The organism is Microbacterium azadirachtae (assembly GCF_025583665.1).
Lineage (GTDB): Bacteria > Actinomycetota > Actinomycetes > Actinomycetales > Microbacteriaceae > Microbacterium > Microbacterium azadirachtae.
Genome location: NZ_CP099706.1, coordinates 515,452 through 538,321 on the forward strand (window position 1 = coordinate 515,452; position 22,870 = coordinate 538,321).

A 22,870-nucleotide genomic window follows, 5' to 3' on the forward strand; every position below is an offset into this window, starting at 1 on the left:
GAGCGCACTCGAAGTCAAGGCGGCATCCGGATCAGACGGCGGCGAGCACCGACAGCACGTTGCCGGCCGGGTCGGTGAACCAGGCGATGTCCGGGCCGCGCCCCGGTGCGCCGTGGGCGATGCCCTTCTCATCGGTGCCGAAATCCGGATCCGTGTAGATCTTGGTGACGACCCCGCGGGCGTTGAGGTCGTCGACGGCCGCCTCGACGTCCTCGACCGGGAAGTTCAGGATCGTGAAGCTCGCCGGGGTGTGGTTCGGCTTGGCGTAGACGAGGACGGATCCGCCCTGGGGCAGCCGGATGTCGAGGAAGCCCATCGCGTTGGTGCTCACCTCGAGACCGAGGGTGTCGCCGTAGAACGTGCGGGCCGCATCGATGTCGTCGACGCTGAAGCCGCTGAAGGCATGCGTGGTCTGGAAGCCGGTCATGGCTCCAGCATGCGCCCGGCCGGGCCCTGCGTCCAGGCCCGGGGCCGGCAGCCCGCCGCTCAGGCGTCCTGGAAGCGCGCCGGATCCACCACCGTCAGCTGGGGCCGGATCCGGTCGATCACGTCGAGCACCGCGACGACCTCGTCCAGCGGATGCAGCGGCGATTCCGTGCGCCCTTCTCCCACGTACCGGGCGAGCGCGCTGGCCTGGTAGCCGAGCCCGTCGTAGCGCTCGGTGAAGGCCTCGTCGCGCCACTCCTCGACCTCGTTCCTGCCGCCGATCCGGCGCGTCACGCGCAGCCCGGTCGGCGCGAAGAAGGACGGCAGCACGTCGACCCGCGCGGCCGCGCCGATCACCTCGGCGCGCTCCGCGGTGCGCGAGACCATCGACGTCGACACCACGGCATCCGCGCCGTTCGCGTAGCCCAGCAGCGCGGTGGCGCGCAGGTCGATGCCGTCGGGGGTGACGAGCCCCGACGCCTGGATCCGTTCCGGCACGCCCAGGATCGACGAGGCGAACGAGACCGGATACACGCCGAGGTCGAGCAGGGCTCCGCCGGCGAGAGCGGGATCCCACATCCGGCCGGTCGGGTCGTAGGGCGCCACCGAGCCGAAATCGGCGACGACCTGGTGGATCTCGCCGAGCGCGCCGTCGGAGATCAGCTGCCGCAGCACGTCGCTCTGCGGCAGATACCGGGTCCACATCGCCTCCATCGCGAGCACGCCCGCGGCGCGTGCGTCATCGACGACCTCGCGCGCCTCGGCGGCGCTCGTGGCGAAGGGCTTCTCGACGAGCACGTGGCGGCCGGCGGCGATCGCCTCCCGGGCGACGGCGGCGTGCGCGCTGTGCGGCACCGCGATGTAGACCGCGTCGACCGCGTCCAGCAGCGCCCTCCGGTCCGTGACGGCCGTCTCGATGCCGTGCGCGGCGGCGAACGCGAGGGTGCGCGGGAGATCGCGTGCGGCCACGGCGACCACGCGCTGCGCGGTGTGCCGGTGCAGCGCGTCGGCGAAGCGACCCGCGATCCAGCCCGTGCCGATCACGCCCCAGCGCAGTGCGGGCGCGGAGGAGGGGTCGATCGGGCGGGGCGAGGGCAGCGGCACGAGGACCTCCGGAGAGTGGGATGAGACCACCAGAGTCTCATGGGGCGGATCCGGTCCAGTACCGTGTCGTCTGTGACTTCGGGAGGATCGGCCGCGCGGGCAGAGGACCCCGATCACGCGGGGCGCGAAGAACCGGTCGACGACGGCGGGCACCTGCGCGTCTGGTTCCGGAGCCTCATGACGCTCGCGCCCGCGCCCTCCCCGCGCTGGTCCATCGCCTTGCAGGCCGCGCTGTCGATGTTCCTGCCGCTCGGGCTGTTCACCGCGCTGGGCCGCGGCGACCTCGGCCTGCAGGCGGCGGGCGGGGCGTTCGTGGCGACGTACCTCACCGCGGTCGCCCCGGCGACGAGGGCGCGTGCGCTCCCTGTCCTCGGCGCCGCGCTGGTGGCCTGCGCCGCCGCGGGCGTCGCCCTCGCCCCCTTTCCGCTGCTCGCCGCGCTCGGGCTGGTCGTGGTCACCCTCGTGATCGCGGTGCTGCACTTCGGCTTCCGCCTCGGCGCCCCCGGTCCGGTCTTCTTCGTGCTCGCCTACGGCATCGCCACGCACGTGACGGCGGTGGTCGACGGGCGCAGGCACGCGGATCCGGTGCTGTTCCTCGTCGCCCTGACGGCGGGCGTGGCGATCACCTGCGCCACGGCGGGCGTATTCGTGCTGGTGCGACGCGTCGTGCGGCCGGGCTCCGAGAGGATCGGGCAGTCGATCGAGCGCCGCTTCGCCCTGGGGCCCGACTCGCGGGCGCTGCTGGTGCGCGTGGTCGTGGTCGCCGCGATCGGGACGCTGCTCAGCCTGCTGCTCGTGGATGCGGAGCGCGCGTACTGGGCGGTGTGCGCCGGGGTGGCGGTGATCGGGGTGAACGCGGGACGCCGGGTGGCGTTCATCCGCGGAAGTCAGCGCCTGGTCGGCACGGTGGTGGGGGCGGGCCTCTTCGCGGCCCTCGCCGCGCTGCCGCTGCCCGGATTCGCGCTGCCCGTCCTGTTCGGGGCGCTCCAGTTCGGCGCCGAGCTCTTCGTGATCCGCAACTATGCGCTCGCCCTCGTCTTCATCACGCCGCTCGTGCTGCTGCTGATCGTGTCGACCTCGCCCGCGGGCGGCGGCGCCGCGCCAGGAGCGCTCATCGCGGAGCGGGTGGTGGACACGCTCGTGGGCGCGACGCTCGGTGCGCTCTCCGGGTTCGTGCACCCGCGGGCCGACGCCCGGCGCGGCTGAGCCGGGTCAGGCGCTCAGCCGGAGGGACTCGGCGGTGACCTCCTCGTGCAGCGGCGCGCCCGCGGCGAAGCGCTCGAGCTCGTCGAGAGCCGCATCGGTCATCCGATGCAGCTCATTGCCGAGGGATCCGGCCAGATGCGGCGTGATCATGACGTTGGGAAGGCCGTACAGCGGCGAGTCCTCGGGGAGCGGCTCCGGATCGGTCACGTCCAGGATCGCGTTGAGGCGCCCGGCGGTGCATTCACGCACCAGCGCATCGTTGTCGATGAGGCTGCCGCGCGCGGTGTTGATCACCGTGGCGTGGTCGGGCAGCGCCGCGAGTTCGCGGGCCCCGATCATGTGCCGCGTCGACGGCAGGGCAGGGGCATGCAGCGAGAGCACGTCGACGCGCGGGAGCAGCTGCTCCAAGGGCGTCGGGATGCCGCCCGCGGCGCGGACCTCGTCCGGATCCGCGAACGGATCCGCCACGAGGACCGTGACGGAGCTGAGCTGCTGGACGAGGGCGACGACGCGGCGGCCGATGCGGCTGAACCCCACGACGCCGATCGTCACCCCGAAGTTTCCGAGTCGCCCGAAGCGGGCGGTGCCGGCCTCGCCGTCCCGCCGCGGGTCGCGATCCGCCGCGAGGAAGGGGGCCTTCTTCCCGGCAAGGATGATCGCGGCCAGCGTGAACTCCGCGACCGGCACCGCGTTGACCTCGGCGACCGCGGCGACGCGGATGCCGCGGTCCCAGAGCTCGTCGGTGACGTGCGGGCGGACGGATCCGGCGCTGTGCAGCATCGCCTGCAGCCGCGGCATCTGCTCCAGTCGCCGCTGCGTGAGCTGCGGGGCGCCCCAGCCGGTGATCAGCACCTCGACCGATGCGAGGCGGTCGGCGACGGCCGGGTCGTCCAGGTCGTCCACGAAGACCGGATCCGGCACGCGGGCAAGGGCGCGCAGCCGGGAGATCCGCTCGGAGTCGAACTGGTTGCGGAAGGCCTCGCGCGACATGACGACGAGCGCTTCGGGCACGGGGGCGTCGGTCATCCGGGATCCATCCTCTGGGCTGTCGTGGTGCTCGGGAAAGCGTATACCCTGAGCCTCGTGACCGCCTTCGACCCTGCCCGTCTCACCCTTCCTCCCGAGGATCGCGCCCTCTCCCCGCACACCGGGTGGACGCGCGCGCACTGGGCGGCCGTGGCCGACCACCTGCTGCTGTCCCTGCGGCCTTTCTTCACGTCGACGCGCAGCCAGGTGCGCCTGCCGGGTCCGGTGAGCAGCAGCGGTGCCGACAGCGACGGGCTCGAGGGCTTCGCGCGCTCCTTCCTGCTGTTCGCGTTCCGTCTCGCCGGCGAGCGGGGGGCGGATCCGCACGGCTTCCTCGACGGGTATCGGGACGGGCTCGTGGCCGGCACGGATCCGCGGAACCCCGAGCGCTGGGTCCTGCCTGCGGAGCAGGCGCAGGCGGAGGTGGAGGCCGCGTCGATCGCGCTCGGGCTGCAGCTCACCCGGCCGTGGCTGTGGGACTCGCTCGACGACGAGGCCCGGCAGCGGGTGGTGGACTGGCTCGCTCTGAACCCCGTCGGGTGGTACCCCGACAACAACTGGCTGTGGTTCCGGATCACGGTCGAGACGTTCCTCGCCTCGGTCGGCGGTCCGCACGATCCCGCCCGGATCGCCGCCGACCTCGCCCGCATCGAGGACTACTACCAGGGCGACGGGTGGTGGGCCGACGGAGCGCTGCGCAACTACGACTACTACTGCGGCTGGGCGATGCACCTGTATCCGCTGCTGTGGGCGGGATCCGAGGGATCGACGGCGTTCGGGTCCGCGTCGCTCGCCCCGGTCTTCCGGGCGAGGCTCGCCGACTTCCTCGACGACTTCACGGCCCTCATCGGAGCGGACGGCATGCCCGTGCTGCAGGGGCGCAGTCTGATCTACCGGTTCGCGACCGCGGCGCCGCTGTGGATGGGCGCCCTCTCGGGGGCGTCCCGGCAGTCGCCCGGGCTGCTGCGCCGGGCCGCCTCGGGCGAGCTGCGCGCCTTCCTCGAACGGGGAGCCGTCGACGCGCGCGGTCTGCTCACGATGGGGCTGTACGGGGAGTGGCCCGCGATGGCGCAGACGTACTCGGGGGCGGGATCGCCGTACTGGGCGTCGAAGGGCTTCCTCGGACTGCTGCTGTCCGCCGACCATCCCGTGTGGACCGCCGTCGAGGAGCCCCTGCCGATCGAGCAGGGCGATGTGCGACGGGTGATCCGGCCTGCCGGCTGGCTCGTCAGCGGCACCGCGGCGGATGGCATCGTACGGGTGATCAACCACGGCTCGGACCACGCCCTGGAGGGCGACCGCACCGGTGATTCGGCGCTGTACGGCCGGTTCGGCTACTCCAGCGTCACCCTGCCGCCGCTCACCGGGGACGCGATCGACGACCCGGCGGACAGCATGGTCGGAGCGGTCGACGCGGCAGGACGCTCCACGCACCGCACGGGGTTCGCGCGCGGCGCGATCGGCGACGACGGCGTGGCCGCCTATGCCGTCTCGGTGGCCGACGCCCACTGGGTGGACTCGAGCGCCGACGGCCCCGCGTACGACCACGGCGCCGGTCGGACCGGCCGCGTGACCGACGGCCCGCTTCTCGCGACGGCGAGCGTCGTGCGCGGCTCGTGGGAGGTTCGCGCGACCCGGCGCCTGCCCCGTGTCGGCACGGTCGCGGATCCGCTGCCGGTGCGGGTGAGCGGCTGGCCGCTGACCGACGACGCCGAAGCCGTGACGGAGACGGGGCACGGCATGGTCGCGATCCAGGCCGACGGGCTGCGCTCCGAGCTGCGCGCCCTGCCGGGCATCGGCGGCGGGGAGATCGCTGCGTCGGTGCGCACCGAGACGGGCGTCTCGCCGATCGGGAGGATCACCGCGATCCCGCGGCTGGAGTTCGCGGAGGTGGCCGAGGGCGACGTGGTGGTCGCGGCGGTGCGCCTCGGGCGCGGGGCGGAGGAGGCGCCGTCGTCGCGGGTCGTCGTGACGCGAGACGACGTCGCGATCCTCCAGGTCACCTGGCCGGACGGGGCGCTCAGCACCGTGCGGATCGGCTGAGGGCGCCGGGCTCCGGCGCCTGCGCACGTGGCGCCGCGCGGCGGGGGCTCACCGAGCGGCGCGAGATGGAAAACGTGGCTCGGAGCGTCAGCAGAGCGGCGTTATCCATCTCGTCGGCGACCGGCGTGATCGCACGGGACGGAAAACGTCGCTCGCGGTGCCTTCGGAGCAGCCTTTTCCATCTCGCGTGAGGGCGCATGCCCGCCAGCGCGGCCGGAGCGCCCGCGCTCGCGTGCACGGCGGCGCGCGGCGCGTCCGCCGCGCCGGGGCTCAGACCGCGGCGGTCAGGCGGATCGCGTTCGCCCAGGGATCCTCGAACGCGAGCGTGCGGCCGTCGTCGCGCACGGTGACGCCGTAGTGCGTCATGCGCTCGGCGACGGCGCCGAGGTCGTCTGCGCCCGGCAGCACGATGTCGACGAGTCCGAGCCCCAGTGCGGGGCTGCGGCGGCCGGCGCCGGCACTGTTCCAGGTGTTCATCGCCATGTGGTGGTGGTAGCCGCCCGCGCTGACGAAGAGCGCGGATCCGCCGAGCTCGGCCGTGGTCTCGAAGCCGAGACGGTGCACGTAGAACTCCCGGGCGGTTGCGACATCCCCCACCGAGAGGTGCACATGTCCCACACTCGCTCCGCCGATCACGGGATCCTCGCCCGCGGTCTCGGGGAGGTGCTCGGCGAGGAAGGCGTTCGGATCCAGGGACAGCGTGTCCATCTCGATCCGCCCGTGGGTCCAGCTCCACTGCGTGCGGTCGCGATCCCAGTACAGCTCGACGCCGTTGCCCTCGGGGTCGGTGAAGTAGAACGCCTGGCTGACGAGGTGATCGGCGCTGCCGGTGAAGGTCCCGGGTGCACGGCGCGCCACGGAGTACAGCGCGGCCGCGAGCGCCTCCTGCGTCTCGAAGAGGATCGCGGTGTGGAACAGTCCCGCGGCGCGGGGTGCGGCGTGCGCCAGTTCCGGGCTGTGCTGCAGGATCACGACGGGGGTGGTGCCGCGGCCGAGGACCACGCGGTCGCCCTCGGCGGACAGCACCCGCAGCGTCACGGCGTCGCGGTAGTACGCGGTCATGGCGTCGAGGTCGGCGACGAGCAGCGTGACCGCGCCCATCGCGGTGTCGGCGGCGAGGAGGTCGGCGGAGAGTCTCACGGTATATGCAACCGCATGGACACGGGATCCATTCCGCACCGGCCGTCCCGTGCCGTGGCCCCGGCGGGGCATCCCGGCCGTGTCAGGAGCGCAGAGCCGCCTCCCAGCGAGCGCCGGCGTGCAGCAGCCGGGGCAGGCCGGCGACGAGCCCGCGTCGGGGCAGCGAGTTCATCAGATCGCGTTCGGCGGGCAGTCGTTCCTGCTCCCCGTGCGCGAGCCGCTCGAGCGCGTGCAGGAGGGCGAGCGGGTGCGACTCGAGGGCGCTGTGCCCGTTCTCGATCTCGACGAGCACGGTGTCGGGAGCCGTCGCCGCCACCCGCTGCGCGACCGCGGCGGGAGTGCGCAGGTCCCTCGTGCCGGTGAGCAGCACGATCGGCCAGTCGAAACCGGCGGCCGCGGAGGTCAGGTCGAACGACTCTCCGGCGAAGCGGGGGAACCGGTCGGCCACCGGGGCGTAGGTGAGCGACGGGTCGAGCGGCGAGCCGTCGGGATCCGGGCCGAAGCCGAGCTCCCGGAAGGCGATCGCGCCGACGAGGTCGAACTCGTAGAACCCCGGCACGTGCGCCTCGGACTCCGCCTTGTCCACGTACGCCTCGAGCGCGGTCCACACCGATCCGTGGGATCCGCCCCGGCGTGCTCCGTCGTCGTGGGTCGAACGGTGCGAGTCGTGCAGTCGCTGGCGCAGGAGGCGCTCCAGCAGATCCTCGCCGCCCAGCTCGTAGGCGGCGCGGAGCACGCCCAGGAGGATGCGCGGATCCGACCCCTCTTCGAGCAGCTCCCGCACGGCCGCGGCGATGCGGGTGTCCGCGTCGACGAACAGCTCCTGGATCATCGCGCGTTCCGCGTCGCGATCGGCGACCGACTGCAGGGCGGAGTCGAGCAGCATGCCGGCGACGCGCTCGGGGTGGCGGGCGCCGAACGCGGCCGCGAGGTAACTGCCGTACGAGGAGCCGCTGATGTAGGCGCGCTCGACGCCCTCCTGATCCAGCACGGCGGCGAGATCGTCGACGACGTCGACCACGCGCATCGCCGACAGCGGCAGGCTCCGACCGTCGAGGTCGGCGCGGGACAGGCCGACGCCGCGGTGCTCCATCATGATCACGTCGAGTCCGCGCGCCGCTGCCTCGCGCCGGAACCTCCGGTAGGGGAGGACGGAGCCGAGCCCGGGTCCGCCCGGGATCACGACGATCGGCACGGCGGCTCTGCGTCCGCTGCGCACATACGAGAGATCGAACGCGGGCGAGGTGGGCGAGGCGGGGCGTCGCACACGGCGGACGCCCTTGATCCTCGCCGCGAGCAGGCGTGGCAGCGCGCTCGGGGCGTGCTGACGCGGGGTACCGGTCGCTCTGCTCATGGCTCGATTATGCGCGCACGCCGGTAGGCGGGCGCTGGCGGGCGCCTATCAGCCGGATGAAGAAAGGCCGCGCGAGCCGTCGCCGGCCGTAGGCTCAGCGATCCGACGACGCGGAAGACGCCATCGCCTCGACGGCGTCGTCGGCCTCGGCGACGATGGCGGCCATCGCGGCGGCGGCGGCTTCGGGGTCGCGCGCCGTGATCGCGGAGGCGACCTCCTGGTGCAGGCGGAGCGCGGTCTCGTCGGCGCGCTTCGGCATGAGGGCGTGCGCGGTCCGGCCGTGCAGCAGCGCGGCGACGGCGTCGGCGAGGCCGGCGAGGTAGGGATTGCCGGAGCCGCGCAGCACGGCGGCGTGGAAGTCGACGTCGTGCTGGAGGTATTCGGGCTCGTCCGCGCAGTCGCCGTGCTCGACCATGCCGAGCACGGCCTTCACGAGGGCGGCGCGTTGTTGCGGGGTGGCGTGGGCGGCGGCCAGTCGGGCGGCGAGGGGCTCGATCGCGGAGCGCAGCTGGCTCAGCTCGTGCAGCGCGTGCAGCCGACCGGATCCGTCCAGTCGCCAGCGCAGCACCTCGGGGGCGTAGGCGCTCCAGCGGTCGGCGGGCAGCACCTCCACGCCGGCGCGGCGGCGCACCTCGACCATGCCCATGGTCTCGAGCACGCGCACCACCTCGCGCATCGCGGAGCGGGAGGCGCCGAGTTCGGCGGCGACGTCGGCGGTGAGCAGTCGTGCCCCGGGCGCGAGCTCGCCCTCGACGATCCGCATGCCGATCGTGTCGAGCAGCCGTCGATGCTGCGCCGACGCGGCGTCGCGAGTTCCCTCACTCATATGTCCATTATGGCGATCGTCGGGCAAAACCTCGGATGTCTCTTAGGACATCAGGCATATCCGACATTCGATCTTGATTAAGTCCTACTTATGATTTACGCTGAGGCGAAATCTCTCCGCCAGACCAAGGAAGCTCATGGCCATGTCGAACCTGCTCGCCTCCGTTCCCGGAATGCTCGTGTCCGCCGCCGATCCGGTGCCGCCCACGACGACCGCCCCCGAATGGGTGCTGATCCTCGCCGCTCTCATCGGCATCGCGACGATCGTGGTGCTCATCACCTGGGTGAAGCTGCATCCGTTCCTCTCGCTCGTGATCGGCGCGATCGTGACCGGCCTCGTCGCCGGGATGTCCGCGACGCAGACCGTCACGAGCTTCTCCAACGGGTTCGGCTCCACCGCCGGCGGCGTCGGAGTGCTCATCGCCCTCGGCGCCATCTACGGGAAGCTGCTCGCCGACTCCGGCGGCGCCGACCGGGTCGTCGACACCCTGATCTCCAAGGCGAGCACCGCGGCGCTGCCCTGGGTGATGGGCCTCGTCGGCGCGCTCATCGGCTTGCCGATGTTCTTCGAGGTCGGCCTCGTGCTGCTCGTCCCGGTGATCATCCTCGTCGCCCGTCGTTCCGGCGTCTCGCTCATCAAGATCGCCATCCCGACGCTCGCCGGACTCTCCGCCATGCACGGCCTCGTGCCGCCGCACCCCGGACCGCTCGCCGCCATCGGCCTGATCGGCGCGAACCTCGGCCTCACGCTCGCCTTCGGCGTGCTCATCGCGATCCCGACCGTTATCATCGCCGGTCCGCTGTTCGGCCGCCTCGCTGCGCGCTGGGTGGACGTGCCGGTCCCGGCCCTGTTCCAGACCGCGGAGGACACGGCGCAGGCCGGTGAGACCGCGACGGTCCAGGCGCGCAAGCGCCCCGGCTTCGGGGCCACCCTCTTCAGCATCCTGCTGCCGGTGTTCCTCATGCTGCTCGCCGCGATCGTCGACATCGTCGCGCCCACCGACACCTCGGTGCTCAAGGGCATCGTCGACTTCCTCGGCAAGCCGATGATCGCGCTGCTCATCGCCGTGCTCGTGGGCATGGTCGTGCTGGGCCGCGGCGGCGGGATGAGCGCGAAGCAGGTCGGCGCCTCGGTGTCCTCCTCGCTGCCCGCGATCGCCGGGATCCTGCTCATCGTCGGCGCCGGCGGCGGCTTCAAGCAGGTGCTCGTCGACTCCACGATCGGCACGGTCATCGCGCACGCGATCTCCGGCATCGGCGGCGCGCTGCCCATCGTGCTGTTCTTCGCCTGGCTCGTCGCGGTGCTGATCCGTGTCGCCACCGGATCCGCCACCGTCGCGACCATCACGGCAGCCGGCATCCTGCAGCCGCTCGTGCACGACCTGGGCCTCTCGTCCGCGGGATCCGCCCTGCTGGTGCTGGCGATCGGCGCGGGATCCGTGTTCCTCTCGCACGTCAACGACGCCGGTTTCTGGCTCATCAAGGAGTACTTCGGCCTGAGCATCCCGCAGACGCTGAAGACGTGGTCGATCATGGAGTGCCTCATCTCGATCGTCGGCCTCGCGGGAGCGATGATCCTCGGCGTGTTCGTCGGCTGATCGAAGGGAGCGGACGATGACGACGCAGAAGACGCCGCCCCGGATCCTCGTGGTCATGGGGGTCTCCGGATCGGGCAAGAGCACGCTCGCCGGCCTGCTGGCCGGCCGGCTGGGCTGGCCGCTGCAGGAGGGGGACGACCTGCACCCGGCGGCGAACGTCGCCAAGATGGAGGCGGGGATCCCGCTCACCGACGAGGACCGCTGGCCCTGGCTCGCACTGATCCGCGACTGGATCTCGGCCCGGATCGACGCCGGCGAGTCCGCGATCGTCACCTGCTCCGCGCTGCGGCGCAGCTACCGCGAGATCCTGGCGCTCCCGGGCGTGGAGTTCGTTCATCTCGAGGGCACCCGCCACGACCTCGCCGAGCGGCTGGGCCGGCGGCTCGGCCACTTCATGCCGGCCTCGCTGCTGGACTCGCAGCTGGAGACCTTGGAGCCGCTCGGACCCGACGAGGCGGGCTTCGTCGTGGATGCGGCCCTGCCCGCCCAGGAAGCGGTGCAGCAGGTGCTGAACTGGCTCGACGCGCACGGCACGCCGACCGGGCGCTGACGACCACCGCGGGGCGCCGCCGACGCGCGGCGCCCCGCAGCCACGCGGAGCCGGACGCGGTGCGACAGGTTGCGGCCTCCGGCGACGGTGCCACAATGTCCCCATGGGGAACGCGGCGAGCGTGGAGCTGGAGTCGGCGAGGGTGGTGCGACTGCTGCGCGAGTCCATCCTCTCCGGGCAGCGCCGTTCCGGCGATCGCCTGATCGAGCGCGACATCGCCGACGAGCTCGCCGTGAGCCGGCTGCCGGTGCGGGAGGCGATCCGCCAGCTGCTGAGCGAAGGGCTGCTCACCGCCCGACCGCGATCGTGGGCCGTGGTGCGGCGGTTCACCGAAGACGACGTGCGCGACATCGCCCAGGTGCGCGACGTGCTCGAGGTCCTCGTCTTCGAGCTCGCCGCGGTCCGTCACGACTCGGAGGGCCTGGCCAAGGTCGAGGCGGCGCTGAAGCGGGAGTTCGCCGCGGCCGGGATGGGCGACGCGGCTGCGGCGCACACGGCGGGCGCGGAGTTCCACCTGGTGATGGCGGAGCTCGCCGAGAACGCGACCGTCAACGAGATCCTCGGCATGATGCGCGGACGCCTCCTGCTGCTGTTCCGCGAGCACGACGACCTGGTCGGGATGGCCGAGGACCACGCGCGCATCTTCGAGTCGTTCGCCGCCCGCGACACGGCCACGCTGCGCCTGCGCGTGCAGCGGCACCTGAGGGCGGGCACGGAGAACGCGCTGCGCAAGCTCGCCGAGTACAACGCGGAGACGGCGGCGATCCGGGAGCAGGTGGCGGCCGAACGCGGCGCCGCCGAGCGGGTGGACGCCGAGTCTATCCCGGCGTTGGAGCAGATCCCCGTCGCGGGGGAGTGACGGCCTCCGATCGGCGCGGCGACATCGGAGTGGTGGTGTCGATCGCCTCGCGCAGCGGTCGGCGCATCGGCCCCCAGTAGCGCACCGGGGCGAGCCGCACGAGAGCGTCGACCAGGCGGGTCTCGCGCCCGATGAGGGTGCGGGGGCGTCGCCGGAGGGTCGCCCGCACGATGCGCTCCGCGGCCTCGGAGGGCTCCATGTGGTACATCGCGGCCTGTGCCGCGGCGGCACGCCCCGCGACGCCCGGATCGATCGCCGCCGCGTAGCGTCCGTGCAGGATGATGCCCGTGCGCACGCCGGCGGGATACACCGCTCCGACGCTGACGGACGAGCCCTCGAGCTCGTGCATGAGCGCTTCGGAGAAGGCGCGCACCGCGAACTTCGTCATCGCGTAGGGGATCCGGCCGCCCGGCGAGGCGAGGGCGTAGATGCTGGCGATGTGCGTGATGTGCGCTGCGGGAGAGCGCCGCAGCGACGGGAGCAGAGCCTTGGTGATCGACACCGTGCCCCACAGGTTGATGTCCATCAGCCAGCGCATCTCCTCCATCGTGAGCTGATCGAGGGATCCGAGCATCGAGGATCCGGCGCAGGTGATGAGCGTCTGCAGCTGAGGGTGGGCCGCCTCGATCTCGGCCCCGGCGGCCGACACGGCGGCGTCGTCGCGCAGATCGACGGGGTGCACGGTCACTTCGGCTCCCGATGCGCGCAGCTCCTCGGCGAGCCGGTTCAGGCCCGCGCGATCGCGGTCGATCAGGGCGAGGCGGGCTCCGCGGCGGCCGAGGGCACGCGCGACCTCGGCACCGATGCCGTTGGCGGCACCGGTGATGGCACTGCTGCGCCCTGCTGCGTCGAGAACGGGCAACGCTCCTCCTACGGCTGCGCCCTCGCACGCGTCGTCGCGGGCGTCGGGTGGGCGCAACGCTGGTCCCCATCCTGCCCCATCGCCCTGCTGTTGCGGAACGGGAACCGGTACGCTCGATGCAGAGGGAGGTCGGAGTGGGAAAGAGCGCTGACGCCATCGCCGAGGGCGTGGCGATCGCCACGTCGGCCGCCCGACTGACCGTCAAGAACCACATCCTGGTGGGCACGATCGCGCAGGGCGGCTCCTTCGACGTCGCCAAGTACATGAACGACGCCCACGAGGCGCTGCTCGCGCTCGCCGCGGAGTCGGAGGACGCGGCGGAGCTGGCCAACAAGCTGCGCAAGCGCGCCCACGGACGGTACTCCGATCCGCACGGCACCCACGACTACCGCGACCGCGACGTGCGCAACCTCAAGAAGCGGGCCAAGCAGTCCTCCGCCGTGGCCGACCGGCTGCGGGAGATGGCCGACGACCCCGAGACGCTGCGGTTCCTCGTGGAGGCGGCGCGGGCGGCCGCGTGGGGCGACGTGGCGGGCAACCTGCAGAGCCGGCTCACCGTCGAGGCGATGAGGCCGGACGAGGATCCCGACTACGAGACCATGCGCGAGGCGCGGATGCAGGCCCTGCGTCTGGTCGACCTGCAGGCGCTCGCGTCGGAGCAGCGCGCGAGGAAGAAGAACCGCGAGAAGGCGGACAAGGCGGCGGAGAAGGCGGACAAGGCCGCGGCGAAGGCCGCCGAGCGCGAGGAGAAGCGCGCCGCCAAGCAGCTGCGCTGACCTCCGCCACGCCCGGGGGATCCGCGCGCGGACCTCTCGATTCGCGTTCGGGGCCGCCTCTGGGGTATTGTTGACGAGGCCCGCGAGAGCGGGCGGTCTTGTGAAAGACCGGATGCGCCTGTAGCTCAATGGATAGAGCATCTGACTACGGATCAGAAGGTTGGGGGTTCGAGTCCCTCCAGGCGCACACTGTGTTGAGACAGTAAGAAACGGCCCGCTTCGGCGGGCCGTTTCGCTGTTTCCGGAGGTATGCGCGAGCGGCTCGGCCGGCACGGGGTCCCCGCGCCGGCCGAGTCGGATCCTCAGGCGAACGTCTCGTCGAGGGCCGCCCGCAGGTCGGCCAGGAGATCCGCCGTGTCCTCGAGGCCCACCGAGAGGCGCAGGTGCCCGAGCCGGCGGAACGGCTCCGGGTACGCGGCCACCCGCCCGCCCTCCGTGCCGGTGTGCACGATCAGCGAGTCGTCGTGGCCGAGCGAGAAGCCCGACGTGATCAGGCGCAGGTTCGCGACGAACCGGTTCTGCGTGTCCGGGTCGCCGTCGACGGCGAAGGACATCATCCCGCTGAAGCTGCGGCCGAACTGGCGCACGGCCAGCTCATGCTGCGGGTGCGACGGCAGCCCGGGGTAGGAGACGTACGCGACGCGCGGATCCGCGTCCAGGAGCTCGGCGATCGCCTGCGCGGACTCGCTGTGCTGGCGCATGCGCATCGGCAGCGTCACCGAGCCGCGCTGGATCTGCCATGCGTTGAACGGGGAGATGATGCCGCCGACGTCGATCATCGCGTCGGCCTTGATCGGGTCGATGAGCGCGCGGCTGCCGACGACCGCTCCGGCCATCGCATCGCCGTGACCGTTGACGTACTTGCTGAGCGAGTGCACGACGAGGTCGGCGCCGTCGCGCAGGGGCCGGTAGACGGGCGGCGGCGTGTAGGTGGAGTCGACCATGAGGATCGCTCCGGCCTCGTGCGCGATGGCGGCGATCGCCGCGACGTCGGTGACCTGGGTCGTGGGGTTCGCGATCGTCTCGACGCACACCAGGCGGGTGTTCGGGCGCATGGCCGCGCGGACCGCGTCGTGGTCGGTGATGTCGACGAACGTCGCCTCGATGCCGTAGCGCTGGGGCAGCAGCTCCGACCACAGACGCCACGTCGCCTCGTAGGTGACGTCGCTGACGACGACGTGGTCTCCGGCGCGGACGTAGGTGAAGAACACGGCGTGAAGCGCCGCCACGCCCGAGGCGAGCGCCACCGCGTCCTCCCCGTCGTCCAGGGCGGCGAGCTTCTCCTGCAGGGCCTGCTGGTTCACACCCGTGTTGCGCGTGTAGAGCCCCGGCGCATTCGCCGACCAGCTGATCTCGCTCGGGTCGTCCGGAAGCTGGTACGAGTTCGCCATCACGAGCGGCGTGCGCAGCGCCAGGGTCGAGTCGAGTTGGATCCCGCCGTGCACGGCGAGGCTCGAATCGGACAGGGTGCCGGGCCGGGTGCGGTCGGGGCGTTCGGACATGGGATCCTCCTGGGCTGGGGCGGGCACGGTGGCGTCCGCGGCATCGAGTGTGTTATATCTGCATCTTCAGTTGTTTATATTGCACGACACGAGCAGGGGCAAGATGGACGGCACGGACCACAGGATCCTGTCCGAACTGACGGCGGACGCGCGCACGCCGCTGGTGACCCTCGCAGCGCGGGTGCACCTGTCCCGCAACGCGGTGAAGCAGCGCATCGAGCGGATGGAGCGCGACGGCGTCATCGGCGGCTACACCGTCGTCTCGGGGGCGGGATCTCCGCGACGCGTGACCGCGATCGTGCTGGTCTACCGGGAGGACCGCATGCGAGGCGCGCATGTGGTGACCGAGCTCTCCCGGATCCCGGAGATCGTGCGCTGCGACGTCCTGTCCGGGGAGTTCGATCTGCTCGCCATCGTGCAGGCCGAGGGGATGGACCGCGTCGGCGAGATCTGGGAGCACATCGCCGCCCTCCCGGGAGTGGCGAACACGGTGACGTCGGTGTCGCTCGCGCAGGTCATCGACCGCCCGTGACGACGCGGTTCCCCGCGTCGCCACGGCGAACGGTCAGGCGGTGAGGCAGACCACCTTGGGCTGCGTCATCTCCTCGAACGCGAAGCGCACGCCCTCGCGGCCCATGCTCCCGTACTTGGCGCCGCCGAACGGCATGCTGTCGATGCGGTAGTCCGACGAGTCGTTGATCATCACGCCGCCGGCCTCGATCTGCTCCGACACCCGCAGCGATCGGGACAGATCCGACGTGAAGATCCCCGCGTGCAGCGCGTACTCGATCTCGTTGGCCCGCGCGACGGCCTCCTCCTCGGTGTCGAACGGCGACAGCACGGCGATCGGCGCGAACGCCTCGTCGCACCACAGCGCGCAGGAGGAGGGCACGTCCTCGACGACGGTCGGCCAGTACACCGAGCCCTCCCTGCGGTGCCCGGCGAGCACCCTCGCCCCGGCGGAGACGGCGTCCTCGACGAGACTCTCGGCGCGTGCGGCGGCCTCGGGCGAGATCATCGGGCCGACATCGGTGCGCTCGTCGGACGGATCCCCGGCGACGAGCTCGCGAGTCCGCGCCGTGAAGTCCGCCCGGAACTGCTCGTACACGTCCCGTTGGACCAGGATCCGCTGCGCTCCGACGCAGTTCTGGCCCGCGGCCCAGAAGGCTCCCGAGACGCAGGCGTCGACGGCGGCGGTGATGTCGGCGTCCGAGAACACGACGACGGGCGCATTGCCGCCGAGCTCCATCGCGAGCCGCTTGAGTCCGGCGCCGCGGGCGATCGCCTCGCCCGTGGCGAAGCCGCCCGTGAAGGACACCAGGCGCACATCGCGCGCGGCGACGAGGCGCTGGCCGAGCTCGCGGGCCCCGTGCACAACGGTGACGATCTCGGGCGGCATCCCGGCGTCGACGAGCACCTCGACGAGGAACCGGGCGGTGAGCGGCGTGAACGGAGAGGGCTTGAGGATCACGGAGTCGCCCGCCGCCACGGCGGGACCCAGCTTGTGGGCGACGAGGTTGAGGGCGTCGTTGTACGGGGTGATCGCGACGACCACGCCGAGCGGCTCGCGGGTGAACCAGCCGCGCCGGTTCGTCGAGCCCTCGAAGGCGTCGAACGGGATGACCTCGCCCGCGTTCGAGCGCGCCGCCTCTGCGGACAGCGACAGGGTCGTCACGGCACGGCGCACCTCCTTGCGCGCCTGCCGGATGGTCTTGCCCGCCTCGCGCACGATCAGCCCCGCCGCCTCATCGGCGCGGGCGCGCAGCAGGGCGGCGGCGCGCTCGAGGATGCCGTGGCGCTCGAACCGGGTGAGGCCTCGCGCGATCTCGAAGCCCACCCGGGCGCCCGCGAGGACGAGCTCGACGTCTTCGGCGGAGCGGCAGGGCACGGCGCCGATCACCTGGCCGGTGTAGGGGTCGTGGACGAGCAGCTCGTCGGCGGACGCGTCCGTACCCAGCGCGGCGGGAGCGCTCATCGCGCGGCCTCCACGCCGGCGCGCTGGTGCGCGTCGATCGCGATGATGTCGGACAGCAGCGCATACGCCGTCTCCATGCGGCCGGCGCCGGGACCCGACACGGTCACCGTGCCGAGGAGGTCGGTGTCGAACGAGACCGCGTTGGTGGCACCGGACACGCCAGCCAGCGGGTGCGCGAGCGGCAGCGCCACGGGCTCGACCGATGCGGCCACGCCGCCGTCGGGCGTGCGGACCGCGGAGCCGATGAGCTTCCAGCGCCGTCCCTCCGCCGCGGCGGCGGCGATGTCCTCCGGCGAGATGGCGGAGATCCCGCGACGCACGACGTCGGTGGTCGTGATCCCGGCGCCCAGGATCTCGTTGGCGAGGATCACGACCTTGAGCTGCACGTCGGAGCCTTCGATGTCGGCGGTCGGGTCGGCCTCCGCGTAGCCCAGCGCCTGCGCCTCGGCGACGGCCTCCGCGAGCGTGGCGCCGGCCTCCATCCGGCCGAGCACGAAGTTGCTCGTGCCGTTCAGGATCCCCTCGACCCCGGAGATCCGGGTGCCGCGGAGCATGTCGGAGGCGAAGCGCAGCACGGGCGTGCCGCTCATCACGGCGCCTTCGTGCTCGAAGCGCGCGCCGTGCTCCTCGGCGATGCGGCGCAGCTCGGCGCCCGCGAGCGCGACCGGCCCCTTGTTGGTCGTGGTCACGCTCTTGCCGCTCTCCAGCGCCGCGCGCACGTGCGACACCGCAGGCTCGCCGTCGACGGGATTGGTGAAGGTGGCCTCGACGACGATGTCCGCCGTGGTGCTGCGGATGACGAAGTCGTTCTGCGGAACGGCGGCGCCTCCCGGCATCCCGGCGAACGTGGCGCCCTCGGCCATCGCGAACACCGCTCCGAGATCGATGCCGTCTGCCTGCATGAGTGATCCGAGCCGAAGGTCGGTGATGGCCACGACGCGGAGCTCGAAGCCCAGGTCGTCGGCGAGCGCCGTTCCCCGGGAGTGGATGATCTCGGCGAGGGCGCGATTGACGCCGCCGAAGCCGATGAGGGCGAGGTCGTGACGATGCACGGCGGACTCCTTCGAGAGTGGATGGATACTGCGGCCCCCATCCTCGGTGCGCGTACGGGCAGGCCGCGCCTGCCGGAGTGGGCGTGCGCGCTGCCGATGCGGCAGTGCGGGTGACGATGTGCCCCGACCTTCCGCCGGAGCTGATCCGAGGGGCGGGAACGCTTGTGCGGCGCCGGGACGCCGGGTAATGTCCGGAAACAATTCGTGCGACATCAGCACACTGGTGTGGTGATATGGCACGATCCTTTCGTCTCAGCCCCTCCCGACCTTGAATGCGAGACCTCATGAGCCCATTGCCCGGGGAGAAGGAACTCCCCAACGCGCTGCCCCGCACCACGGCCACCCAGGTGCCGCTGCGCCGACTACAGCGGTCGATGGACGCACGCCACCTCATCATGATCGCCCTGGGCGGGGTGATCGGATCCGGGCTGTTCCTCAGCTCCGGCTACACGATCAGCCAGGCGGGACCGCTGGGCGCGATCATCGCGTACCTGATCGGCGCCCTCGTCGTCTACCTCGTGATGGCGTGCCTCGGCGAACTCGCCACGGCCTACCCGGTCTCCGGCGCCTTCCACATCTACGCGGCCCGTTCGATCGGCCCGGCCACCGGCTTCACCACGGCCTGGCTGTACTGGCTGTGCTGGGTGGTCGCGCTCGGATCCGAGTTCACCGCGGCCGGCATCCTCATGCAGCGCTGGTTCCCCGGAGTGCCGGTGTGGGTGTGGTGCCTCGTGTTCGCGGCCGCGCTGTTCTCGATCAACGCGATCTCCGCACGCGTGTTCGGTGAGACCGAGTTCTGGTTCTCGCTCATCAAGGTGCTCGCGATCGTCGTGCTGATCGTGCTCGGCGCCGCCGCCATCTTCGGCTTCACGCCGCTGTCCGACGAGCACCCCGCGGCGCTGCTGTTCCGCAACTTCGAGACGCCGCACGGGCTCTTCCCCGGCGGGGTCGGCGGCGTGCTGATGACCTCGCTCGCCGTGTTCTACGCGTTCAGCGGATCCGAGCTCATCGGCGTCGCCGCCGGCGAGACGAAGGATCCGGGGCGCAACATCCCTCGCGCGCTGCGCTCCACGGTGCTGCGCCTGCTGGTGCTGTTCGTGGGATCCATCACGGTGATCGCCGCGATCCTGCCCTACGACAAGGCCAGCGTGACGAGCAGCCCGTTCGTGGACGTGTTCCAGTACGTCGGCGTGCCGTTCGCGCCCGACATCATGAACTTCGTCATCATCACCGCCCTGCTGTCGGCGGGCAACAGCGGCCTGTTCTCGTGCGCGCGCATGCTGTTCTCGCTCGCCGAGGAGGGCCATGCGCCGAAGGCCTTCACCCGGCTCACCCGCCGCGGCATCCCGATCGTCGCCCTCAGCGTGAGCATGGTGCTGGGGCTCGTCTCGCTGCTGTCCAGCGTGATCGCCGCGGAGACGGTCTACCTCGCGCTGGTGTCGATCGCGGGCTTCGCGGTCGTCGCCGTGTGGATGTCGATCGTCGCCGCGCAGTTCTTCCACCGCAGGGCGTTCCTGCGCCGGGGCGGGGATGTCTCGACGCTGCCCTACCGTACGCCGCTGTACCCGATCGTGCCGATCGTCGCGTTCGTGCTGCTGCTGGTCTCGGTCGTCGCGATCGCGTTCGACCCGAACCAGATCGCCGCGCTGTACTTCGGCCTGCCGTTCGTGGGCCTCTGCTACCTGTACTTCTGGTGGCGGTACGGACGGCGCGGCGCCGCACGCGTCCACACGGTCTCCGAGGAGGCCCCGGTCGATCGCGCGGAGGACCCGGCGGCCGAGGAGCCCATCGCCGGCATCGGACGATGACCCGCGGGCCGGGATGGATCGAGGTCGACGTCGACGCCATCGCGCACAACGTCGCGGCGGTGCAGCGAGAGCTCGGCACCACGCCGCTCTGCGGAGTGGTCAAGGCGGACGCGTACGGCCACGGCGTCGACCTCGTCCTCCCGGTCCTCATGGCAGCGGGGGTCGGCATGATCGGCGTCACCGCGAACGACGAGGCGCACGCGGCGAGGAGGCTCGGGTTCCGCGGGCGGATCGTGCGCGTGCGCACCGCGCTGCGCGAAGAGATCGAGGACGCGGCCCCGGCGCACGTCGAGGAGTGGATCGGCGGACTCGCCCACGCGCGTGAGGTCGACGCGGCGGCGCGCGCGATCGGTCGCCGCATCGGGGCGCACGTCTCGATCAACGCGACGGGGCTCAGCCGGGACGGCATCGACCTGCGCCGTGCGGGCGGCCCCGAGGAGGTCGCCGCGGTCGGCGCCCTGCCGGGCGTGCATCCGATCGGCGTCTGCGCGCACTTCCCCTGCGAGGACGAGCACGACGTCGCCGAGGGGGCCGAGGAGTTCCGCTCCCAGTCGGCGGAGGCCGCGGCGCTGCTGGCCGCCGGCGTAGGGCGGCGGCTCGAGCGGCACTGCGCGACCTCGTTCGCGGCGCTGTCGGTGCCCGCCTCGCGGTTCGACCTCGTGCGCGTGGGCGCCGCGCTCTACGGCGACACGTCCGCCGCGCCCGGGCTCCTCCGGCCCGCGATGCGCCTGCTCTCGCGGGTCGCCGCGATCAACGTCTATCCGCCCGGACGCACGGCCGGATACGACCGTACGCACCACACCGCCCGCACGTCGCGCCTCGCCGTCGTGCCGCTCGGATACGCCGATGGATTCCACCGTGTCCTCGGCGGCCGCGCCGAGGTGCTGGTGGGCGGGCGGCGGGCTCCCGTGGTCGACAGGCACGCGATGAACACCCTGCTCGTCGACGTGACCGACCACCCCGCCGTGCAGGTCGGGGACGAGGTGACGCTCGCGGGCGCCCAGGGCGGCGACGCGATCACGATGCAGGATCTGGAGCGCGCCTCAGGCCAGATCGCGGCCGACCTCTACACCGCGTGGGGGCGCCTGCTGCCCCGCCTGGCGCGGCGCGGAGGACCGACGTGAGGAGCGCGCAAGCGCCGGGTAGGCTGGCCGGATCCGGCTCGCCGCGCCGCGGCCGGGCGACGAAGGGAGGCGGGGTGTCTGCTCCCTCGTCCCTGTCGCAGGGACTGACGCTGCTCGAATCGGCGGCTGAGCGGGAGCGCTCGGGCCGTGCCGGGCACAACGCCTCCCGGCTCGCGGAGACGACCGGGATCGAGCGCAGCAGGGTGTCGCGGCTGACCGCCGAACTGCGGGCGCTGCGCTTCCTCGATCGCGACGAGGCCGGCGTGCTCAGCGCCGGGGATGCCTACTTCCGCACGGCGCGTGCCCTCGACCAGCCCTGGCTGCGCGCCGCGCGACAGGAGCTGCGGATCCTGGCCTCGACGCTGAGGATGACCGCCCTCCTCGCCGCGGCGGACGGCCCGCGCGCACTGCTGCTGCGCTCCGCGGCGGGAGCGGGGTCGACCGACGTCGCCGTGCCCTACGGCATCGCCCCGATCTGGTGCACGGCCGCCGGCCGGGCCCTGCTCTGGGACGACTCCCGCTCGGAGCTGGAGGAGCGGCTGCGGGAGGTGCAGTTCGTCGGCATCGGCGGTCCGGCCGCCGCGCGGACCGCCGGCCAGGTGCACGACCTCATGGAGCGCGACCGGGCGGACGGGCTGATCGTGGCCTCCGACGAGTATGCGGAGGGGGTGGCCGAGATCGCCCTGCCGATCCGCGGGCGGGACGGGATCGTCGCCTCGATCGCCCTGAGCGGTGCACGCCACGGCCGAGGGCCCGTCCGTGCCGCCCGCGTGGCGCTGGCGGAGGCCCGCGATCGGCTGAGCGCGCTGGCGACCGCTCAGTGAGCGGTGTGGCTCCCGCGGCGCTCCTCGGGGGCGCCGAGCGCTTTCGACAGCGCCTCCGCGGCCGCGACGCACGCCTCCGCGAGCTCCGCTGTGCGCGGACGCAGAGCGCGTCGCTCGCCGACGATCTGCACGCCCGCGGCCACCTCGTCCCGGAAGTCCCAGACCGGCGCCGAGACCGAGTACAGCTCCGGCTCGGCCTCCTGGTCGACGACCGCGTATCCGAGCGCACGCGAGGCGCGCAGCCGATCGAGGAAGTCGTCGACGGAGGCGGGGGCGTTCGGTCCCGGGCTCGAGAACGAGGTCCGGGCGAACACGGCGCGCACCTCCTCGTCGGACGCGTCCCACAGCACCGCACGCCCCGCGTCGCTGCAGAACGCGGGATAGGCGCGGCCCACCCACGACCCGATCATGCGGGATCCGGCGGGGATGCTCTCCACGACGGTCAGCGTGCTGTCGCCCTGCAGGACTCCGAGGAAGCACGCCTCGCCTGTGGCCTCGGCGAGCGCGTCGAGCACCGGCAGTCCGGCGGTGTGCAGCCGTCGCTCCGTCAGCTCCTGCGCCGTCGCGTACCAGCTCCACGCGAGGCGGTAGCGGTGGTCGTCGCCGCGCACGACGAGGCCCCGATCGGCGAGCGCGGAGAGGGTGCGGGACACCTGCGAGCGTTCCCGGTCGAGCGCGAGGGCGACGTCCCGGACCGCCACGCCGTGCGGAGCAGCGGCCGACAGCGCCGCGAGCTCCGAGAGCACGTCCAGGCCGCGGCCCATGCTCGTCCGGGGCAGGTCGGGATCCTCGGCGAACGGCATGGCATGAGCGTAC

At 72.4% G+C, this 22,870-nt stretch carries 21 protein-coding genes and 1 tRNA gene; 11 read left to right on the plus strand and 11 right to left on the minus strand.

Features of this window, described 5'->3' with window-relative positions:
* Positions 1-31 precede the first annotated feature (31 nt).
* Positions 32-427 carry a VOC family protein gene (locus NFX31_RS02420; protein WP_045251520.1) on the minus strand — a complete coding sequence of 132 codons (396 nt, stop codon included), beginning with the start codon at positions 425-427 and terminating at the stop codon, positions 32-34.
* Between the two features lie 59 nt (positions 428-486).
* Positions 487-1,560 (minus strand): Gfo/Idh/MocA family protein, encoded by a 1,074-nt coding sequence (locus NFX31_RS02425; protein ID WP_045251521.1) that lies wholly within the window; start codon positions 1,558-1,560, stop codon positions 487-489.
* Between the two features lie 42 nt (positions 1,561-1,602).
* On the opposite strand from NFX31_RS02425, the gene NFX31_RS02430 reads away from it, so the two are divergent.
* Positions 1,603-2,736 carry an FUSC family protein gene (locus NFX31_RS02430; RefSeq protein ID WP_262956685.1) on the plus strand — a complete coding sequence of 378 codons (1,134 nt, stop codon included), beginning with the start codon at positions 1,603-1,605 and terminating at the stop codon, positions 2,734-2,736.
* A gap of 6 nt (positions 2,737-2,742) precedes the next feature.
* On the opposite strand, the gene NFX31_RS02435 is transcribed toward NFX31_RS02430, so the two are convergent.
* A complete protein-coding gene (locus tag NFX31_RS02435) occupies positions 2,743-3,762 on the minus strand; it encodes a hydroxyacid dehydrogenase (protein ID WP_045251522.1) in 1,020 nt (339 codons plus the stop codon).
* A gap of 57 nt (positions 3,763-3,819) precedes the next feature.
* Here NFX31_RS02435 and NFX31_RS02440 point away from each other — a divergent pair, with 57 nt between their 5' ends.
* On the plus strand, positions 3,820-5,805 hold the full coding sequence (locus tag NFX31_RS02440) for a DUF2264 domain-containing protein (protein ID WP_262956687.1): 1,986 nt from the start codon (positions 3,820-3,822) through the stop codon (positions 5,803-5,805).
* 270 nt (positions 5,806-6,075) lie between these two features.
* On the opposite strand, the gene NFX31_RS02445 is transcribed toward NFX31_RS02440, so the two are convergent.
* From NFX31_RS02445 to NFX31_RS02455, 3 genes are all read right to left on the minus strand, one after another.
* Positions 6,076-6,906 (minus strand): VOC family protein, encoded by an 831-nt coding sequence (locus NFX31_RS02445; RefSeq protein WP_045251654.1) that lies wholly within the window; start codon positions 6,904-6,906, stop codon positions 6,076-6,078.
* Positions 6,907-7,027: 121 nt separating this feature from the next.
* Complete coding sequence (locus tag NFX31_RS02450; RefSeq protein ID WP_262956688.1) at positions 7,028-8,299, minus strand: alpha/beta hydrolase; 1,272 nt, start codon at positions 8,297-8,299, stop codon at positions 7,028-7,030.
* Between the two features lie 94 nt (positions 8,300-8,393).
* Positions 8,394-9,125 (minus strand): FadR/GntR family transcriptional regulator, encoded by a 732-nt coding sequence (locus NFX31_RS02455; protein WP_045251523.1) that lies wholly within the window; start codon positions 9,123-9,125, stop codon positions 8,394-8,396.
* Between the two features lie 136 nt (positions 9,126-9,261).
* Between NFX31_RS02455 and NFX31_RS02460 the strand changes: the two genes are divergently transcribed.
* From NFX31_RS02460 to NFX31_RS02470, 3 genes are all read left to right on the plus strand, one after another.
* The gene (locus NFX31_RS02460) at positions 9,262-10,722 is read left to right on the plus strand and encodes a GntP family permease (protein WP_374700560.1); all 1,461 of its coding nucleotides are present in this window, start codon (positions 9,262-9,264) and stop codon (positions 10,720-10,722) included.
* A 16-nt stretch (positions 10,723-10,738) separates the two neighbouring features.
* On the plus strand, positions 10,739-11,272 hold the full coding sequence (locus NFX31_RS02465; RefSeq protein ID WP_045251524.1) for a gluconokinase: 534 nt from the start codon (positions 10,739-10,741) through the stop codon (positions 11,270-11,272).
* A gap of 103 nt (positions 11,273-11,375) precedes the next feature.
* The gene (locus tag NFX31_RS02470) at positions 11,376-12,131 is read left to right on the plus strand and encodes a GntR family transcriptional regulator (protein ID WP_262956689.1); all 756 of its coding nucleotides are present in this window, start codon (positions 11,376-11,378) and stop codon (positions 12,129-12,131) included.
* On the opposite strand, the gene NFX31_RS02475 is transcribed toward NFX31_RS02470, so the two are convergent.
* Positions 12,091-12,993: an SDR family NAD(P)-dependent oxidoreductase gene (locus NFX31_RS02475; RefSeq protein WP_091478738.1), complete on the minus strand. Its 903-nt coding sequence runs from the start codon at positions 12,991-12,993 to the stop codon at positions 12,091-12,093. The genes NFX31_RS02470 and NFX31_RS02475 overlap by 41 nt on opposite strands.
* A 134-nt stretch (positions 12,994-13,127) precedes the next feature.
* Here NFX31_RS02475 and NFX31_RS02480 point away from each other — a divergent pair, with 134 nt between their 5' ends.
* Complete coding sequence (locus tag NFX31_RS02480; RefSeq protein WP_175526292.1) at positions 13,128-13,769, plus strand: asparagine synthase; 642 nt, start codon at positions 13,128-13,130, stop codon at positions 13,767-13,769.
* Positions 13,770-13,883: 114 nt separating this feature from the next.
* A tRNA-Arg gene (locus NFX31_RS02485) sits at positions 13,884-13,956 on the plus strand.
* A gap of 115 nt (positions 13,957-14,071) precedes the next feature.
* Here NFX31_RS02485 and NFX31_RS02490 read toward each other — a convergent pair.
* Positions 14,072-15,271, minus strand: coding sequence for a trans-sulfuration enzyme family protein (locus tag NFX31_RS02490; RefSeq protein WP_091478733.1), 1,200 nt, complete (start codon positions 15,269-15,271; stop codon positions 14,072-14,074).
* Between the two features lie 103 nt (positions 15,272-15,374).
* Between NFX31_RS02490 and NFX31_RS02495 the strand changes: the two genes are divergently transcribed.
* Positions 15,375-15,803 carry an Lrp/AsnC family transcriptional regulator gene (locus tag NFX31_RS02495; protein ID WP_045251528.1) on the plus strand — a complete coding sequence of 143 codons (429 nt, stop codon included), beginning with the start codon at positions 15,375-15,377 and terminating at the stop codon, positions 15,801-15,803.
* A 33-nt stretch (positions 15,804-15,836) separates the two neighbouring features.
* Here NFX31_RS02495 and NFX31_RS02500 read toward each other — a convergent pair whose 3' ends face one another.
* A complete protein-coding gene (locus NFX31_RS02500; RefSeq protein WP_262956693.1) occupies positions 15,837-17,246 on the minus strand; it encodes an aldehyde dehydrogenase family protein in 1,410 nt (469 codons plus the stop codon).
* A complete protein-coding gene (locus NFX31_RS02505) occupies positions 17,243-18,298 on the minus strand; it encodes a homoserine dehydrogenase (RefSeq protein ID WP_262956694.1) in 1,056 nt (351 codons plus the stop codon). The genes NFX31_RS02500 and NFX31_RS02505 overlap by 4 nt, the downstream gene beginning before the upstream one ends.
* A 284-nt stretch (positions 18,299-18,582) precedes the next feature.
* Between NFX31_RS02505 and NFX31_RS02510 the strand changes: the two genes are divergently transcribed.
* From NFX31_RS02510 to NFX31_RS02520, 3 genes are all read left to right on the plus strand, one after another.
* Positions 18,583-20,106 (plus strand): amino acid permease, encoded by a 1,524-nt coding sequence (locus tag NFX31_RS02510; RefSeq protein WP_091478727.1) that lies wholly within the window; start codon positions 18,583-18,585, stop codon positions 20,104-20,106.
* A complete protein-coding gene (gene alr / locus NFX31_RS02515) occupies positions 20,103-21,230 on the plus strand; it encodes an alanine racemase (RefSeq protein WP_262956695.1) in 1,128 nt (375 codons plus the stop codon). The genes NFX31_RS02510 and alr overlap by 4 nt, the downstream gene beginning before the upstream one ends.
* Before the next feature lie 74 nt (positions 21,231-21,304).
* Complete coding sequence (locus NFX31_RS02520; protein WP_045251532.1) at positions 21,305-22,054, plus strand: IclR family transcriptional regulator domain-containing protein; 750 nt, start codon at positions 21,305-21,307, stop codon at positions 22,052-22,054.
* Here the strand turns inward: NFX31_RS02520 and NFX31_RS02525 are convergent.
* Positions 22,048-22,857 carry an IclR family transcriptional regulator gene (locus tag NFX31_RS02525; RefSeq protein ID WP_091478721.1) on the minus strand — a complete coding sequence of 270 codons (810 nt, stop codon included), beginning with the start codon at positions 22,855-22,857 and terminating at the stop codon, positions 22,048-22,050. The genes NFX31_RS02520 and NFX31_RS02525 overlap by 7 nt on opposite strands.
* Positions 22,858-22,870: the final 13 nt, after the last annotated feature.

Coding starts and splice junctions, on each gene's coding strand:
- NFX31_RS02420 (WP_045251520.1), bottom strand. CDS start 427: ATGACCGGCTTCCAGACCACGCATGCCTTCAGCGGCTTCAGCGTCGAC.
- NFX31_RS02435 (WP_045251522.1), bottom strand. CDS start 3,762: ATGACCGACGCCCCCGTGCCCGAAGCGCTCGTCGTCATGTCGCGCGAG.
- NFX31_RS02445 (WP_045251654.1), bottom strand. CDS start 6,906: ATGGGCGCGGTCACGCTGCTCGTCGCCGACCTCGACGCCATGACCGCG.
- NFX31_RS02450 (WP_262956688.1), bottom strand. CDS start 8,299: ATGAGCAGAGCGACCGGTACCCCGCGTCAGCACGCCCCGAGCGCGCTG.
- NFX31_RS02455 (WP_045251523.1), bottom strand. CDS start 9,125: ATGAGTGAGGGAACTCGCGACGCCGCGTCGGCGCAGCATCGACGGCTG.
- NFX31_RS02460 (WP_374700560.1), top strand. CDS start 9,262: ATGGCCATGTCGAACCTGCTCGCCTCCGTTCCCGGAATGCTCGTGTCC.
- NFX31_RS02465 (WP_045251524.1), top strand. CDS start 10,739: ATGACGACGCAGAAGACGCCGCCCCGGATCCTCGTGGTCATGGGGGTC.
- NFX31_RS02470 (WP_262956689.1), top strand. CDS start 11,376: ATGGGGAACGCGGCGAGCGTGGAGCTGGAGTCGGCGAGGGTGGTGCGA.
- NFX31_RS02490 (WP_091478733.1), bottom strand. CDS start 15,271: ATGTCCGAACGCCCCGACCGCACCCGGCCCGGCACCCTGTCCGATTCG.
- NFX31_RS02495 (WP_045251528.1), top strand. CDS start 15,375: ATGGACGGCACGGACCACAGGATCCTGTCCGAACTGACGGCGGACGCG.
- NFX31_RS02500 (WP_262956693.1), bottom strand. CDS start 17,246: ATGAGCGCTCCCGCCGCGCTGGGTACGGACGCGTCCGCCGACGAGCTG.
- NFX31_RS02510 (WP_091478727.1), top strand. CDS start 18,583: ATGAGCCCATTGCCCGGGGAGAAGGAACTCCCCAACGCGCTGCCCCGC.
- alr (WP_262956695.1), top strand. CDS start 20,103: ATGACCCGCGGGCCGGGATGGATCGAGGTCGACGTCGACGCCATCGCG.
- NFX31_RS02525 (WP_091478721.1), bottom strand. CDS start 22,857: ATGCCGTTCGCCGAGGATCCCGACCTGCCCCGGACGAGCATGGGCCGC.